The sequence below is a fragment of the Marinobacter salexigens genome, from assembly GCF_018860765.1.
Classification (GTDB): domain Bacteria; phylum Pseudomonadota; class Gammaproteobacteria; order Pseudomonadales; family Oleiphilaceae; genus Marinobacter; species Marinobacter salexigens_A.
Map to the genome: position 1 here is coordinate 862,099 of NZ_JAHKPV010000021.1, position 13,222 is coordinate 875,320.

Consider the following 13,222-nt stretch of genomic DNA (forward strand, 5'->3'; position numbering starts at 1 on the left):
TGGAGTGTTTGTGCCTCTGTTAGGTGAGCACACATATATATTAATGATATTGATTATCATTTGCAATAAAAAGGAGAAAAATATGCTCTCTGCCCGATCGTTTGTCAGGCTAAGCAGTCTACTTTTGATATGGCTACCTCTTGCTGCAACGAGTCAAACCTTCACCAGCGAGAACGTTCACTTCAAACTGGACACCGTTGCTAAGGGTCTTGAGCACCCGTGGAGCTTGGCGTTTCTGCCAAATGGTTCTGTGCTCGTCACAGAAAGGGCGGGCCGACTGCGCATTATTCAAAATGGCAAATTGCTACCCAAAGCTGTTCGCGGCCTTCCATCGCTCGCTGTATCCGGTCAGGGCGGGCTGCTAGATGTCCTCCTGCATCCAGATTTCCAGGAAAACAGAACTCTATTCCTCAGTTACGCCCACGGCTCCAGCAAGGGGATGACAACACGGGTCGCTCGCGCGGTGCTTGAGGAAGGGCAGCTAAAACAGGTAGCGGTCATCTTTGAAGCCCTCCCCCGCGCCAATACGGCGCGCCACTTTGGCGGGCGAATGGCATTCGATAGATCCGGCTACCTCTATATCTCCGTTGGCGACCGCGGTGAGATGGACCGAGCTCAAGACACACTTGACGATGCAGGTGGGGTTCACCGCCTCACGGTGAATGGTAAACCAGCGCCCGGTAATTCAGGGGTTAATGACACAAGCATCATCGACACGCTGTTCACTTGGGGAAACCGCAACATCCAGGGCATGACAGTACACCCGGACTCCGGTGATATCTGGACTCACGAGCACGGCCCACGCGGTGGTGACGAAATCAATATCTTAAAAGCCGACACAAATTACGGGTGGCCCGAAATAACCTACGGCATCGGTTACTCTGGCCTTCCGATTACCCTAGATACCGCCAAGGAAGGCATGGCGCAGCCCTTGCACTACTGGGATCCATCCATTGCACCTTCAGGCATGGCCTTTTACACCGGGTCCGAATTTCCTGAATGGCAAGGGAACTTATTCGTAGGTGCTCTCAAGTTGCGCAAGCTGGTTCGTTTGGAAATCGAAAACGGACAGGTAACTAATGAGGAAAATCTACTCATCAACTTGAAAGAACGAATACGCGACGTTCGAACAGGCCCAGATGGCGAACTGTGGTTACTCACCGACTCGCCAGAAGGAAAAGTCTACCGGATTGTACCGGCTCAATGAGGATCGCCGGTACGCTCGGTTTTTTCGTACTGAGCAATAGTATCGGTAATCTCAAACCAGTCGGATTTTGAGCCAGTATAAACATGCTGCGCAGGGCCTTTGCCCAGAGGCTCGTTAATGACGCCAACACGCAAGCGGAGAATCCCGGGAATAGCATCCACTCGGCTATACAGCTGGCTGCCACAACGGCTACAAAATGCCCGATACTTTCCCGGACGCGACTCGTACTCGGTGAGTTTTTCTTCTCCGGATAGGAACCGGAAACGAACCTTCTGAACCGGGGAACTGGCAGAAAAAGCACTGCCATGAGCACGGCGACACTGGCTGCAATGGCAGAGTGATATAGGCCCAAGAGGGCCTTCGTATTCAAAAGTAATATCGCCACACAGGCACTGACCGGTATACATAGGCGTCCTAACAGATTGCATCACGTTGCTATCGAGCTTCTGCTCGATAGCAGGCTATGATACCCGTCTAATTGACCATGAAACAGAGTGAATGACGACTGGATTTAACCATATTGCTCATTCAGATAGTCCAGTATACGCGCAGATTCAAACAACCCTTCACCGGTATTCGGGTCTTCAAGGTAAGGCACCTGAACTCGACCGTGAGCCTTGAAGAAAGCATCACGCTTGCCGCCAGCTATAGGCTTGTACGGCCCGGGCTTGAGACGTTGCTTGGCAGGGCCAATTTCAGTCCAGTGTTCTTTGCCCAAATTATGCAGAGTGTATGGAAGTTCCAGCTTGCACAGTTTCTCGCGCACCAAACGAGAGAATGGACTACCCTCAAAACTCCACAAATGCAGCGGTTGCTTTGGCTGTTTTCCTGCATTGGCTCGCAACCCTCTCATAGCACTTGCGACAGAGGCTATCGAGCCCAAAACCGGTTGCCAAACTCGCTGACGATAGTAGCTAGGCACCGGCCTTCCTGCATACTGGCGGAAAAGATACTCGATAATGGCTTCCGACTCATACATCACGGTTTCGGTATTACGATCAACCAATAAAGGGAACTGTTGCTTGCCCCCCGTTGCTTCAGCCTGCGCCCGAAAAACTCGCCCGCCCTTGGGGCACGGTCGAATTTGCACATCAAGATTGAGTGCGGTCAATGCTTCACGAACTCGCCGACAATATGGGCACCCCTCCATGTCGTAAAGCACCAAGGGTTGTTCAGGTTGCGGCACAGCCTTTACTACAAGGCAACCACGCCAAGCCGTTAGCGATGACGTTGCGACAGAACCAAGCACATTTGCGTGATGGGCCAACATATTAAGCATAGAGCAATTCCTCTGGTGAGAATGCCATCATTATCACTAAACATGTCGCCTTTACATTGGCCGATACTACCGGCTGGTACCGACAGCAACGCAACTTACACACCGTGACAAACTTCAATACAAACAAACCATCTACTGGCATTTATTAACGTCATGTAGAGGTTTTCTGCATAGTACAATGAACAAAGATGGGCTATTGTTTAATCAGCGGGTCTATCCGCACATTTCTTAGTCTGGCCAATATGGTGATCACGGGCATGTCGCATACGAATAGCGCAGGAAAAATCAGCCGTAAGATACGGCGCCCAGCCTTGATCCTTGCTACAGCTATCGCACTAGCACCGGCTTTGGCGTACCAGCCATACGCGCTGGCAGCGGATGGTGACGATAAGAGCTACAGCGACAATCGTCTTTGGGCCAGCCAAATGCAAGATTACGCCGCGAAGTCCCTTAACAGTGATGAAGCATTGAGTATGGCTGCTGTGCCTCTGAACGGCCCGGGGCTTGATCAGCACATCAATGCCGATATACCCATGAGCCCTGGCTCTATTATGAAGGTGATCACAACCTATGCTGCGCTGGAAATCTTGGGCCCTACGCATCACTGGGATACAGATTTTCTAACAGACGGGCAAATGGTCGGTGATACCCTTAAAGGGAACCTGTATGTACGTTTTGGCGGCGATCCAAAACTGACATTCGAGCGGCTATGGACAACCCTGCGGGAACTTCGCGACATGGGTGTAAACCGTATTGAGGGCAATCTCGTTCTGGATGGCAGCTACTTCAAGGTAGATGGAGGTTTTCCTGCATTTGCTGACAACGGCAGCAATCCATTCGCACCATTTTTGGTTGAGCCATCGGCTTACCTCACCAACCTCAACCTTTTGCACTTTCAAATTCGAGCAGACGAACGCGGCACACAAGCTTGGAGCACGCCCGCTTTGAGCGAAGTCGTTATCGACAGCCGGGTAACCGCCGTACCTGAAGGGCCCTGCCCCGCACGCCGGAATTTCGATTGGCAGCCCGTGGTGCAAGAAGGTGGCCAGATAACCGTGCGAGTAACAGGCGAATTGCCACAGGGATGCCGCACGACAGCCTATTTCTCTTTATTGCCCCACGAGCAATACAGCGCTTCGATGATTCGTTCTTTGCTTGGTGAGATGGGCATTATTCTGTCTGGCGGGAACCAGACCGGAACCACTCCGGAAACTGCACGACTGGTAATGAAAACCACCTCACCCGATTTGGTGACCATGGTAAGGGACATCAATAAGTGGAGCAGTAACGTGATGGCACGGCAGCTATTGCTGACTATTGGCGCCCAAAATCGGCTGGACACCGAAAGCGATGACCGCGTTGCCGGCATACGCGTTATTTACGATTGGCTTGAGAACAAGGGCATCGATACCGCGGGTATGGTCATCGACAACGGGGCCGGCCTAACACGCCACGGCAGAATTACTGCAAGACAGGGCACCAAGATCCTACAACATGCTTGGAATAGCCCCTACTCGTCAGACCTTATGGCTTCTATGCCTATTATCGCTATGGACGGAACCATGGCACGGCGCCTCCGCAATACCGGCATGGATGGAGAAGGCCGCATCAAAACCGGTTATCTTGAGAATGTTCGCTCCATCGCGGGCTTTACGCGAGACGAGAACAATACAACTTGGGCTGTTGTAGGCATGGTGAATAATGACCCTGCCTGGAATGGCCAAGCCGTGCTTGACCGGATTCTCTACTCCCTGCACTTTCAGCCCCCTACCGGAACGGCTCTATCGCAAGCAGGTTCGGGCAACTCAGGCACATCGGTCCAATAAAAAGGGCGCCTCGGTTTAATCCGGGGCAGCTCTATTACGGAACGTTGCTGTCCTTAAGGCGCGACCCCAAGGTCATCTCCGTAAGTTTCACCGCAACAGGCGCAATGAAAGTTACCAGCGGAAATGCCACCGCCCATGCCACTAAAAAAGCGGGAATCCAGCGATACAAAAAGGCGCTATCCATCCCTGTGTTGATGAAGGTGATGACCCCGGACATCAATAGGGACATCATTCCAGACATATAAAATCCAAACACTAGCTGTCGCAAACGGGCGGGTTTAATTCGGCTCATGGACTCTCCTGATTCAGGTACTGGTCTTTTAATAGCTACATCTGAAAGCTTCGGGGTGTCGTACACTGTACGTACCAAAGCAAGACATAATAGTGAGCTTGCAATCATTTTTCGATAGGCTTTTTTTGCCGAGCAAGGCGTCTTATGGATCAGTATGGACATTTATCCAAAGTACATAGCATACGAACGGCAGCGCTCTTACTTGTTACAGTTCTTTTTATTTCCGGGTGCAGCTCAACCCGATTGGCATACCGTTACGCCGACTGGGGCATTGTTTGGTGGGTTGAGGATTTTATTTCGCTCTCTCAAGCTCAAGAGCAGCGGCTAAACGCGGACATTGAGAGGTTAAAGCAATGGCACTGTAGCACCGAGCTTCCGCGCTACCGGGCTTGGCTCAACAATATCGACAATGATTTAGTTTCCGGCAAACCGAACCCAGAAGCTGTTAGCCGCCTACAAGACCAACTTGTTAGCTTCTTTCCGCCTTTAATGCAGAGCATCACACCTGTTGCTATCAGCCTTCTCTCCAGCCTAAGTGATGAACAGGTGCGCGAGCTGGCAGGCAACATGGAAGAAAACCACAAGAAACTGAAAGAAGAATTTTTGGCTGGTGATGCTGAATCAATTGCGCAAGCACGAGCGGAACGGACAATGGAACGAGCAGAGCGTTGGCTAGGCAACTTGAACGATAGCCAACAAGCAATCATCAATATCTGGTCCGAAAGCCGCACAGGACAAACCAAAATCTGGCTTGAAGGCCGTAGAAACTGGCAAAAGGCCCTGTTAGTGGCTCTAGAAAATCGCCGGGAGGCGGCGTTTGAACACGAAATCAGTGAACTAATCAACAATCCGGAAGCAGGCCGTGGCGATGCCTACGCACAAAGAACGGATGAAGGCATGGCAGCTATGTCTTCATTAATTCAAGACCTGCTACAAGCAAGCCAACCTTCACAACGTGATCACTTGGCCCAGCGGACGTCAGAATTAAACGGCGACTTCAAAGCCCTTACCTGCAAGCCTGGCTCGGAAGTCGCCGTGCAATCTAACCAATAATTAGATTGTAAGATAACCACCGTCTGCATTGATGCAGGCGCCCGTGGTGTAGCTGGAAGCGCTCGATGCGAGATAGAGCACCGTACCCGCCATTTCGCTTGGATCGGCCACCCGCTTCATGGGAATGTGCGCCATAGCCTGCTTCTTGATGGCTTCGTTGGTGGTCAAGGCACTGGCAAACTTGGTGTCTGTCAAACCCGGCAATAAGGCGTTAACGCGGATATTCTGCTGACCCAGCTCCATTGCAAACGATTTAGTCATAGAGATAACCGCCGCTTTAGTGACCGAGTAAATCCCTTGGTAATGTCCAGGATTCACACCGTTTACCGACGCTACGTTAATGATCGAACCACCGCCGTTTTTCTTCATCAGTTGCGAGCCACGGGCACACATAAAGAAGTAACCACGAATGTTCACGTCTACGGTTTTGTGGAAGGCGCCAAGGTCTGTGTCTTCAACCGGGCCGAAATACGGGTTGGCGGCGGCGTTGTTCACCAGAATATCCAACTTGCCGTGCTCTTTTTCGATATGAGCCCAAATGGCTTCAACCTGATCCATCTCGCCAATATGGCAGGCGTAGGCTTCTGCACTACCGCCAGCCTCGCGGATACTGCTTGCTACGGTTTCACAGCCATCAATCTTGCGGCTGGTTACAATCACATGGGCACCATAATCTGCCAGCGTGCGCGCGATACTCTCGCCAATTCCACGGCTGGCACCGGTGATTAGGGCGGTTTTCCCGGTCAAGTCAAACAGATCTTTCTTGCTCATTCGTTCACCTCAATTCGTTATCGGAACGTCACCAGAGCGGGGTCTTCCGCTTCAAGGTGGCTATAGTTGTTGAAAACAGACAGGCTGCGGCGCCCCGAGGAGTACAGCACTCGGGTAACGCTGGTATTGGCAATGACTTCGTTCAACCCTAATGCCCGCTCGTCGCTCAGACTTAGAAGATGCTGGCACATAACGGCGATTGGCCCGCCGGATGTAGACACGAGAACATCGCCACCATCCGCATACTCGATCATTTCGTCGAAGGCTGCGAGAACCCGTGCTTGGAAACCTGCCCAGGTTTCATCGTATTCGGCATCGTGCTGACCGGAGGCCCAGCGGCGAACAGCTTCAACAAATGCCTTCTGAAAGGCTGCTGCGGGTTTTGGAGACGCAGCAAGCTCCTTAGCCATGACCTGCCGATCACGCCACTGGGGGCGGTAACAGTTTACGATGGACTCGTGATCAAATTCGTTAAAACCCCGAGCAACCTGCATATCCGGCAGATTAGCTCCGTACCCAGTTGCAATGGCCTCTACGGTTTCCCGGTGACGCTGTAAGTTGCCGCCAAAAATCGCTGCCGGTTCGTATTTACCGGCCATCCATCGACCAAGAACCTTGCCTTGCTCCCAGCCCTTTTTGGAAAGTTGGTCATAATTCTCTTTACCAAAACTGGCTTGGCCATGGCGCACCAAGTAAACAGTAGCCATTAAAGGGAGCTCTCCGAGATCAAACGCTTACACCTCTTTTCAAGATAGTTCGCCGCATGGCCAAACGCTGCAAAGCGCTTGTCACTGGTTTGACCGTGGTAGAAGCGGTAATAGATCTGCTGCACGATCACCGCCAAGCGGAACAACCCGTAGATTTCATAGAAATCGAAGTTCTCCGCCCGAAAGCCTGACTTCTCCATGTAATAGGCCACTACTTCCTTACGGGTAAGCATACCCGCACGATGGGTGGGCTGGCGGCGCAGCATCTGGAAAGGCCCTTCGTCGTCAGCCTCAATCCAGTAGGCCAGCGTGTTGCCCAGATCCATCAGCGGATCACCAATGGTGGCCATTTCCCAGTCCAATACACCAATCACTTCAAAAGGGTTGTCTGGGTTCAGCACTACATTGTCGAAACGGAAGTCGTTATGGATAACAACTTGCGCAATATCGTTCGGCATTTTTTCGCTGAGCCAAGTCATCACTTCCTCGAAGTCGCCAACGTCATCAGTGCGAGCCTTGCGGAAACGATCGCTCCAGCCACCGATCTGTCGCTGAACGTAGCCCTCGCCCTTCCCCAGAGAATCGAGACCTGCGGCTTTGGCGTCAACAAGGTGCAGGTCTACCATCTTGTCGATCACACTCAGACACAGTTTGCGTGTGTCGGCTTCGTTTAACTCCAGATCGTCTGGGAAGTTTTGGCGCAAAATGATGCCTTTCATTCGCTCCATCACATAAAAATCGCACCCCAGCACATCGTGATCATCGCAAATGGCTATGATGTCGGGCACATAGGGGTAAACAGGCTTAAGCGCCTGCATTACCTTCGCTTCGCGCAGCATGTCGTGGGCAGATTTTGCAATTTTTCCAAACGGTGGGCGGCGCAAAACAAATGATCGGTCGCCATAGTCCACCTGATACGTCAGGTTGGAGGCACCTCCCGGGTATTGGCGGATGACTGGCTCGCCGGTCAGATTGGGGATGGCCCCTTTCATGAAGTGATCTACTGCTGCAAGATCCAGCTCTTCACCTTCGCGAATAGCTTGTGCCTGATCAATCTGGGTCATTCATCTCTCTCCTTTTGTTCCCGGGTGCTGGTCAGGCTTTGGCCTTGTTGCCCATCTTCTTCATCCAGCGCTTACTTTCTTCGTACATGAGCTTGTCAAACACCGCAGGTGCATAACGCTTGAGTATCCACAAGCGGCGCTCTTTCACATGGGGCAGTACCCAGAAGTCATTTTTCTTTACCGAGCGAACTATGTCGTCAGCAACCTGATCGGCCGTGATTGTTGAACGCTTCATCAGCTTGTTCACATTCTGCTGAATACCGGGAATGTCCGAGCGCATACTGTGAGTGAGGTTTGTCTGGAAAAACGCCGGGCACACACAACTGACGTGAACGCCGTCGCCTCGCAGTTCCTGACGCAATGTTTCGGACAGTGCAATCACACCGGCCTTGGATACGTTGTAGCTGTCCATCAGCGGTGCGAGCATGAGGCCCGCCATGGAGGCGATGTTCACGAAGGTTCCGGAGCCCTGTTTTTTAAACTGAGGCGTGAATGCCTTGCAGCCACGCACAACACCTAACACGTTAATATCGATTATCCATTCCCAATCGGCCATGGTGGTGTCTTCGATGGACCCGGCAGAGGCCACACCGGCGTTGTTTACCACAACGTCCACACCGCCCCATTTTTCAGTGAGATCGGCGCAGATTTTTTCCAGATCTGTTAACCGTCGAACATCACATTCAACAAAGTAGCCTTCACCACCGGAGTTGTTAATTTCTTGCTCTACACCAGCGCCCTGCTCGGGATTGATGTCGCCGATGCAAACCTTGGCGCCTTCTCGGGCATAACGCAGTGCAATGGCTCGGCCAAGGCCGCTTGCGCCGCCTGTTACGAATACTCTTTGTGTCATGGGGTTGTCCGTTGTTTTTGGATTGTAGTTAGCCTAACTCGGAGCTAGACACGAGTGGGCGAGGCTGGCTTTCTGAAACTGTGCGGAGCCATGGATGGCGGAGCCAAGCGTACATGGACGTATTCACAGCGTGTTTCAGAAAGCCAGCCTCGCCCACTCCTGCACCAAGCTATCAGTTTTTATACTTGCGCAATTCGAGACGCGCAACCGTCGCACGATGCACTTCATCCGGACCGTCTGCCAAGCGTAGTACACGAGCATAGGCGAATAATTGAGTAAGCGGGAAGTCGTCATCGCTCACACCAGCGCCGCCGTGAATCTGGATAGCTTGATCCACAATGGTTTGTAGCATGTTAGGAATAACCGCCTTGATCATCGCCACTTCCTGAATCGCGCCGGCAATACCTTTGGTGTCCAGAGCCCAGGCACATTTCAGGGTCAGTAAACGCGCCTGTTCGATGGACATACGAGCGTTGGCAATAATGTCCGGGTTACCACCGAGTTTGGCCAGCGGGCGCCCAAAGGCTTCGCGGCTTAGTGACCGCTTTACCAATAGCTCGAGTGTGCGTTCTGCTGCACCGATTGCACGCATGCAGTGGTGTACACGGCCAGGCCCAAGGCGGCCTTGAGCAATCTCGAAGCCGCGACCGGGGCCTGCAATAAACGCACTCTTGGGTAGGCGAACGTTTTCGAACAATACCTGACCGTGACCATAAGGCTCGTCGTATTCACCGAATACGGGAAGCATACGTTCAATTTTCACGCCCGGAGCATCAAGGGGCACCAATACCATGGAGTGGCGGCGATGTTTGTGAGCATCGGGGTCTGAAAGCCCCATAAAGATAGCCACTTTGCAGTCCGGATGGCCAATGCCGGTGCTCCACCACTTGCGACCATTGAGCACCACTTCGTCGCCCTCAACAACAGCGGTTGCTTCCATAGTGGTGGCATCAGAAGAAGCTACGGCAGGCTCAGTCATGCAGAAGGCAGAGCGGATTTCACCACTGAGCAAACGCGGCAGCCATTCGGCTTTTTGCTCTTCAGAGCCGTAGTGGATCAACACTTCCATGTTGCCTGTGTCTGGGGCGTTGCAGTTGAAGATCTCTGGTGCGATAAAGCTGCGACCGGTTTCTTCGGCAATCAGGGCGTAGTCGGAGTTGAGCAAGCCGCAACCATGCTTTTCATCTGGGAAAAACATGTTCCAGAGGCCTTGGGCTTTGGCCTTTTCCTTCAATTCCTTGATGATGGGCAGCACGACCCAGCGATTCTCAAGAGACGCTAGTTCTTTGTGGTACTGGGCTTCAACCGGGAAAATCTCTTCCGCCATAAACGCTTTTACACGTTTGAGATAATCCTGACCTTTCTCGGAGATACTGAAATCCATTGCCGAACCCTCTCAGAAATTGAACAACTATTTTTTAGACTAGAAAACGGTGCATGAAGTTTAAGCACGATTAGGTCAGTCTAAGGTTGCTCTCACTATTACGCGACTGAATTATTCTTATCGTTTACTATCAGTAATATTTATTCAATCAGAGCGAACTTACTATGGCCGGGACTCGTCTGGATCTCAACCTGCTGCATGTTTTTGACACCATATACCGCGAAGGCAGCCTCACACGAGCAGCAAAGGCGCTACACCTTACCCAGCCCGCCGTTAGTCATTCCCTGTCTCGATTGCGGGACCATTTTGACGATCCTCTGTTCACACGTCAGGGCAATCAGATGGTGCCCACACCTTTGGCACGGCGTTTTCTGGAATCCATGAAGCCAGGGCTTACCCAAATTCAGGGTGCGGTGAATCAGTTCCATGCTTTTGACCCGGCGAACCAGCGCAAAACCTATTCTTTGGGGCTGAGGGATGTTCTTGAATCAACGTTTCTGCCGCCGCTTATGCAGCGATTAAACCCCTACCCGGAGCTGGAAATAGCCAGCAAACGCATTCCCCGGCGGGATATGGAAACGCAATTGGCCGCAGGCAGACTGGACTTTGCAGTGGATGTTTTGCTACCCGTCAGCAACCATACATCCCATGAACTTCTCAGGCAGGACAGGCTTGTGGTTCTGGCTAGGGAAGGGCATCCGCTGGCAGAAAACACGCTGAATATGGACGGATACCTTTCGGCACAGCATGTGTTGGTTTCTTCACGTGCAGAAGGGCCGGGAATTGAGGATTTTGAATTATCAAGGCTGGGGGTTCAGCGCAGCATTCGGCTACGCTGTCAGCACTATTACGCTGCCTGCCGGGTGGTCGAAGGAACGGATATGTTGCTGACTATGCCGGAAACCTACGCCCAGATTATTTCCGAGCGGGCAAACATCACCATAATGAACCCGCCAGCCGACCTGCCCTCAGTGGATGTGCACCTGTACTGGCACACTGCCTACGGTCAGGAACCGGCGCTCATTTGGTTTCGGGAACAACTCAAGGCAATTCAGTAAGCTCCCACAGCCACCAGAAAGCCGAAGAAGCAAATGGCGGTTATGCCAAGCGAGGCCAACACAATTCCAAACCCCCACCAGATGGCTGCGCCATCAGAGATATCAACTCCATGGCCGCGCAGGGTGCGGTAAAACGCCCAAGGGCCGAGTAGAAAAGCGCCCACCACAGCAAATACAAGCCCTATGCTCATTCCAGCAAAGGTCCAGGTGGCAAGCTCGGTTGTTCGGCCTGAAAGGTTATCGATAACGCCCTGGCGCTGCAGAAACTTTTTGCAGAAAAACCACACCAGCGCAAAAAGCGCTGCCACAAATACGAGGCCGCCAATAACGGTAAGAAGTCGGTAAAGCAAAGCTACCTTCCTGTAGTGTAGTAAGTAGAGCCTATAAAATACGCGAGTGCGCGAATTGAGGACACACTATAGCGCCGGGCTGCAGGCGGGTAAAACGGCTTTATTTCCCTCACTGGTGGCAACCCCGGCTTCCCCGACTAAACTGGGTTGGTTATCCATACCAGACAATTTGAAAAGGAGTCTCCAAAATGGCCCAAACGACCCGCATTGCCGTTACACCCGGCGACGGAATTGGCCCGGAAGTTGTGGGGGAAGCCATACGCTGCCTAGAAACTCTGAGAACCAAGCACAATCTCGCTCTTGAGTGGACTCATTTTCCTTGGCCGTCTCATGCTTGGCACCAAGAACATGGTGAATCCATGCCCGAGGATGCTCTAGCCCAGCTCAAAGCCTACGACGCCATATTACTTGGCGCACTGGGTGATCCGGGGCCTCTGGATGACCCCAACCGCTACTTGCTTACGGACAGCGTTTCACTGGCACCTTTGCTGGATATGCGTAAGGGCTTCGATCAATGGGTGTGCGAACGCCCTGCTCGCCTGTTGCCCGGCGCTCGTCAGTATCTCGCTGATGAGCGTGCAAAAGACATAGACATGCTAGTAATTCGGGAAAATTCCGAGGGTGAGTATGTGAGTCAGGGCGGGCGCTTGCGAAAGGGAACCGAGGATGAGGTTGCGACCCAAATGGAGGTGTTTACCCGCAAGGCCACCAACCGCATTATCCGCTATGGTTTTGAGCAAGCTCGCGCCCGGGCAACGGAGCGTGCAAACGAAGGCCGCACACGGAAATTCCGCAAGCTTGATGGCAGCACCTGTGAAAGTCAGGTGTGCGTGATCACCAAACGCAACGCTTTGCGTTATTGGGGTGACATGTATACCGAGGCGTTTGAGGAGATCAGCCAGGAGTTTCCTGACGTAGCAACCCACCATGAACTGGTAGATGCTGCTTGCATGAAGTTCGTACAAAGCCCCTGGGCCTTTGACGTGGTGGTTGCCAGCAACTTGCAGGGGGATATCCTTACGGATTTGGCCGCCGTGTTATCAGGCGGCATGGGCGTTGCCCCATCCTGCAACCTAAACCCAACAGACCCGAACATGCCCTCTATGTTTGAGCCCACTCATGGCAGCGCTCCAGACATTGCAGGCCAAGGCTTAGCAGACCCAACGGCCATGTTATTTACCGCTGCTCGTATGTTGGAATGGTTTGGCCGAAAAGATCCGGTGATGGCAGCGGCAGGTAAGGAGCTATTCGACGCGGTGGCCGCAGACTTGGCGGAAAATTCCGGTGCGCGGCGCGGAACTCAAGACATTGGCGAAGCTATCTGCGCGAGACTGTCAGCCTGATAGACCACAGAAGCCGAGCCAGAGGTTTTTCTGGC

14 protein-coding genes are annotated in these 13,222 nt (G+C 52.5%); 5 read left to right on the forward strand and 9 right to left on the reverse strand.

The genetic code is table 11. The annotated features are described in order from the left end of the window. Window positions 1–82: 82 nt before the first annotated feature. Window positions 83–1,207 carry a PQQ-dependent sugar dehydrogenase gene (locus tag KO508_RS17480; RefSeq protein ID WP_216009546.1) on the forward strand — a complete coding sequence of 375 codons (1,125 nt, stop codon included), beginning with the start codon at window positions 83–85 and terminating at the stop codon, window positions 1,205–1,207. On the opposite strand, the gene KO508_RS17485 is transcribed toward KO508_RS17480, so the two are convergent. Both KO508_RS17485 and KO508_RS17490 read right to left on the reverse strand, forming a co-directional pair. Beyond that, on the reverse strand, window positions 1,201–1,614 hold the full coding sequence (locus tag KO508_RS17485) for a GFA family protein (RefSeq protein WP_216009547.1): 414 nt from the start codon (window positions 1,612–1,614) through the stop codon (window positions 1,201–1,203). The genes KO508_RS17480 and KO508_RS17485 overlap by 7 nt on opposite strands. A gap of 104 nt (window positions 1,615–1,718) precedes the next feature. Then, window positions 1,719–2,486 carry a glutathione S-transferase N-terminal domain-containing protein gene (locus tag KO508_RS17490; RefSeq protein WP_216009548.1) on the reverse strand — a complete coding sequence of 256 codons (768 nt, stop codon included), beginning with the start codon at window positions 2,484–2,486 and terminating at the stop codon, window positions 1,719–1,721. Window positions 2,487–2,743: 257 nt separating this feature from the next. On the opposite strand from KO508_RS17490, the gene dacB reads away from it, so the two are divergent. Next, complete coding sequence (gene dacB / locus KO508_RS17495) at window positions 2,744–4,312, forward strand: D-alanyl-D-alanine carboxypeptidase/D-alanyl-D-alanine endopeptidase (protein ID WP_216009549.1); 1,569 nt, start codon at window positions 2,744–2,746, stop codon at window positions 4,310–4,312. Between the two features lie 34 nt (window positions 4,313–4,346). Here dacB and KO508_RS17500 read toward each other — a convergent pair whose 3' ends face one another. Beyond that, on the reverse strand, window positions 4,347–4,604 hold the full coding sequence (locus tag KO508_RS17500) for a DUF2798 domain-containing protein (RefSeq protein WP_216009550.1): 258 nt from the start codon (window positions 4,602–4,604) through the stop codon (window positions 4,347–4,349). 243 nt (window positions 4,605–4,847) lie between these two features. Here KO508_RS17500 and KO508_RS17505 point away from each other — a divergent pair, with 243 nt between their 5' ends. Continuing rightward, on the forward strand, window positions 4,848–5,657 hold the full coding sequence (locus tag KO508_RS17505; protein ID WP_252738175.1) for a DUF6279 family lipoprotein: 810 nt from the start codon (window positions 4,848–4,850) through the stop codon (window positions 5,655–5,657). Here KO508_RS17505 and KO508_RS17510 read toward each other — a convergent pair whose 3' ends face one another. From KO508_RS17510 to KO508_RS17530, 5 genes are all read right to left on the reverse strand, one after another. After that, the gene (locus KO508_RS17510; RefSeq protein WP_216009552.1) at window positions 5,658–6,428 is read right to left on the reverse strand and encodes an SDR family oxidoreductase; all 771 of its coding nucleotides are present in this window, start codon (window positions 6,426–6,428) and stop codon (window positions 5,658–5,660) included. It lies immediately after the preceding gene. 17 nt (window positions 6,429–6,445) lie between these two features. Further along, complete coding sequence (locus KO508_RS17515; protein ID WP_216009553.1) at window positions 6,446–7,135, reverse strand: histidine phosphatase family protein; 690 nt, start codon at window positions 7,133–7,135, stop codon at window positions 6,446–6,448. Further along, complete coding sequence (locus KO508_RS17520) at window positions 7,135–8,199, reverse strand: phosphotransferase family protein (RefSeq protein WP_216009554.1); 1,065 nt, start codon at window positions 8,197–8,199, stop codon at window positions 7,135–7,137. The genes KO508_RS17515 and KO508_RS17520 overlap by 1 nt, the downstream gene beginning before the upstream one ends. A 31-nt stretch (window positions 8,200–8,230) precedes the next feature. Next, on the reverse strand, window positions 8,231–9,052 hold the full coding sequence (locus KO508_RS17525; RefSeq protein WP_216009555.1) for an SDR family oxidoreductase: 822 nt from the start codon (window positions 9,050–9,052) through the stop codon (window positions 8,231–8,233). 172 nt (window positions 9,053–9,224) lie between these two features. Next, on the reverse strand, window positions 9,225–10,436 hold the full coding sequence (locus KO508_RS17530; protein WP_216009556.1) for an acyl-CoA dehydrogenase family protein: 1,212 nt from the start codon (window positions 10,434–10,436) through the stop codon (window positions 9,225–9,227). Window positions 10,437–10,600: 164 nt separating this feature from the next. On the opposite strand from KO508_RS17530, the gene KO508_RS17535 reads away from it, so the two are divergent. Beyond that, window positions 10,601–11,494 (forward strand): LysR family transcriptional regulator, encoded by an 894-nt coding sequence (locus KO508_RS17535; RefSeq protein WP_216009557.1) that lies wholly within the window; start codon window positions 10,601–10,603, stop codon window positions 11,492–11,494. On the opposite strand, the gene KO508_RS17540 is transcribed toward KO508_RS17535, so the two are convergent. Next, window positions 11,488–11,844, reverse strand: coding sequence for a hypothetical protein (locus tag KO508_RS17540; RefSeq protein ID WP_200361739.1), 357 nt, complete (start codon window positions 11,842–11,844; stop codon window positions 11,488–11,490). The two genes, KO508_RS17535 and KO508_RS17540, sit on opposite strands and share 7 nt — an antisense overlap. A 188-nt stretch (window positions 11,845–12,032) precedes the next feature. On the opposite strand from KO508_RS17540, the gene KO508_RS17545 reads away from it, so the two are divergent. Further along, window positions 12,033–13,187 (forward strand): isocitrate/isopropylmalate dehydrogenase family protein, encoded by a 1,155-nt coding sequence (locus tag KO508_RS17545; protein WP_216009558.1) that lies wholly within the window; start codon window positions 12,033–12,035, stop codon window positions 13,185–13,187. The last annotated feature ends 35 nt before the right edge of the window (window positions 13,188–13,222 follow it).

Coding starts and splice junctions, on each gene's coding strand:
- KO508_RS17480 (WP_216009546.1), top strand. CDS start 83: ATGCTCTCTGCCCGATCGTTTGTCAGGCTAAGCAGTCTACTTTTGATA.
- KO508_RS17485 (WP_216009547.1), bottom strand. CDS start 1,614: ATGTATACCGGTCAGTGCCTGTGTGGCGATATTACTTTTGAATACGAA.
- KO508_RS17490 (WP_216009548.1), bottom strand. CDS start 2,486: ATGCTTAATATGTTGGCCCATCACGCAAATGTGCTTGGTTCTGTCGCA.
- dacB (WP_216009549.1), top strand. CDS start 2,744: ATGTCGCATACGAATAGCGCAGGAAAAATCAGCCGTAAGATACGGCGC.
- KO508_RS17500 (WP_216009550.1), bottom strand. CDS start 4,604: ATGAGCCGAATTAAACCCGCCCGTTTGCGACAGCTAGTGTTTGGATTT.
- KO508_RS17510 (WP_216009552.1), bottom strand. CDS start 6,428: ATGAGCAAGAAAGATCTGTTTGACTTGACCGGGAAAACCGCCCTAATC.
- KO508_RS17515 (WP_216009553.1), bottom strand. CDS start 7,135: ATGGCTACTGTTTACTTGGTGCGCCATGGCCAAGCCAGTTTTGGTAAA.
- KO508_RS17520 (WP_216009554.1), bottom strand. CDS start 8,199: ATGACCCAGATTGATCAGGCACAAGCTATTCGCGAAGGTGAAGAGCTG.
- KO508_RS17525 (WP_216009555.1), bottom strand. CDS start 9,052: ATGACACAAAGAGTATTCGTAACAGGCGGCGCAAGCGGCCTTGGCCGA.
- KO508_RS17530 (WP_216009556.1), bottom strand. CDS start 10,436: ATGGATTTCAGTATCTCCGAGAAAGGTCAGGATTATCTCAAACGTGTA.
- KO508_RS17535 (WP_216009557.1), top strand. CDS start 10,601: ATGGCCGGGACTCGTCTGGATCTCAACCTGCTGCATGTTTTTGACACC.
- KO508_RS17545 (WP_216009558.1), top strand. CDS start 12,033: ATGGCCCAAACGACCCGCATTGCCGTTACACCCGGCGACGGAATTGGC.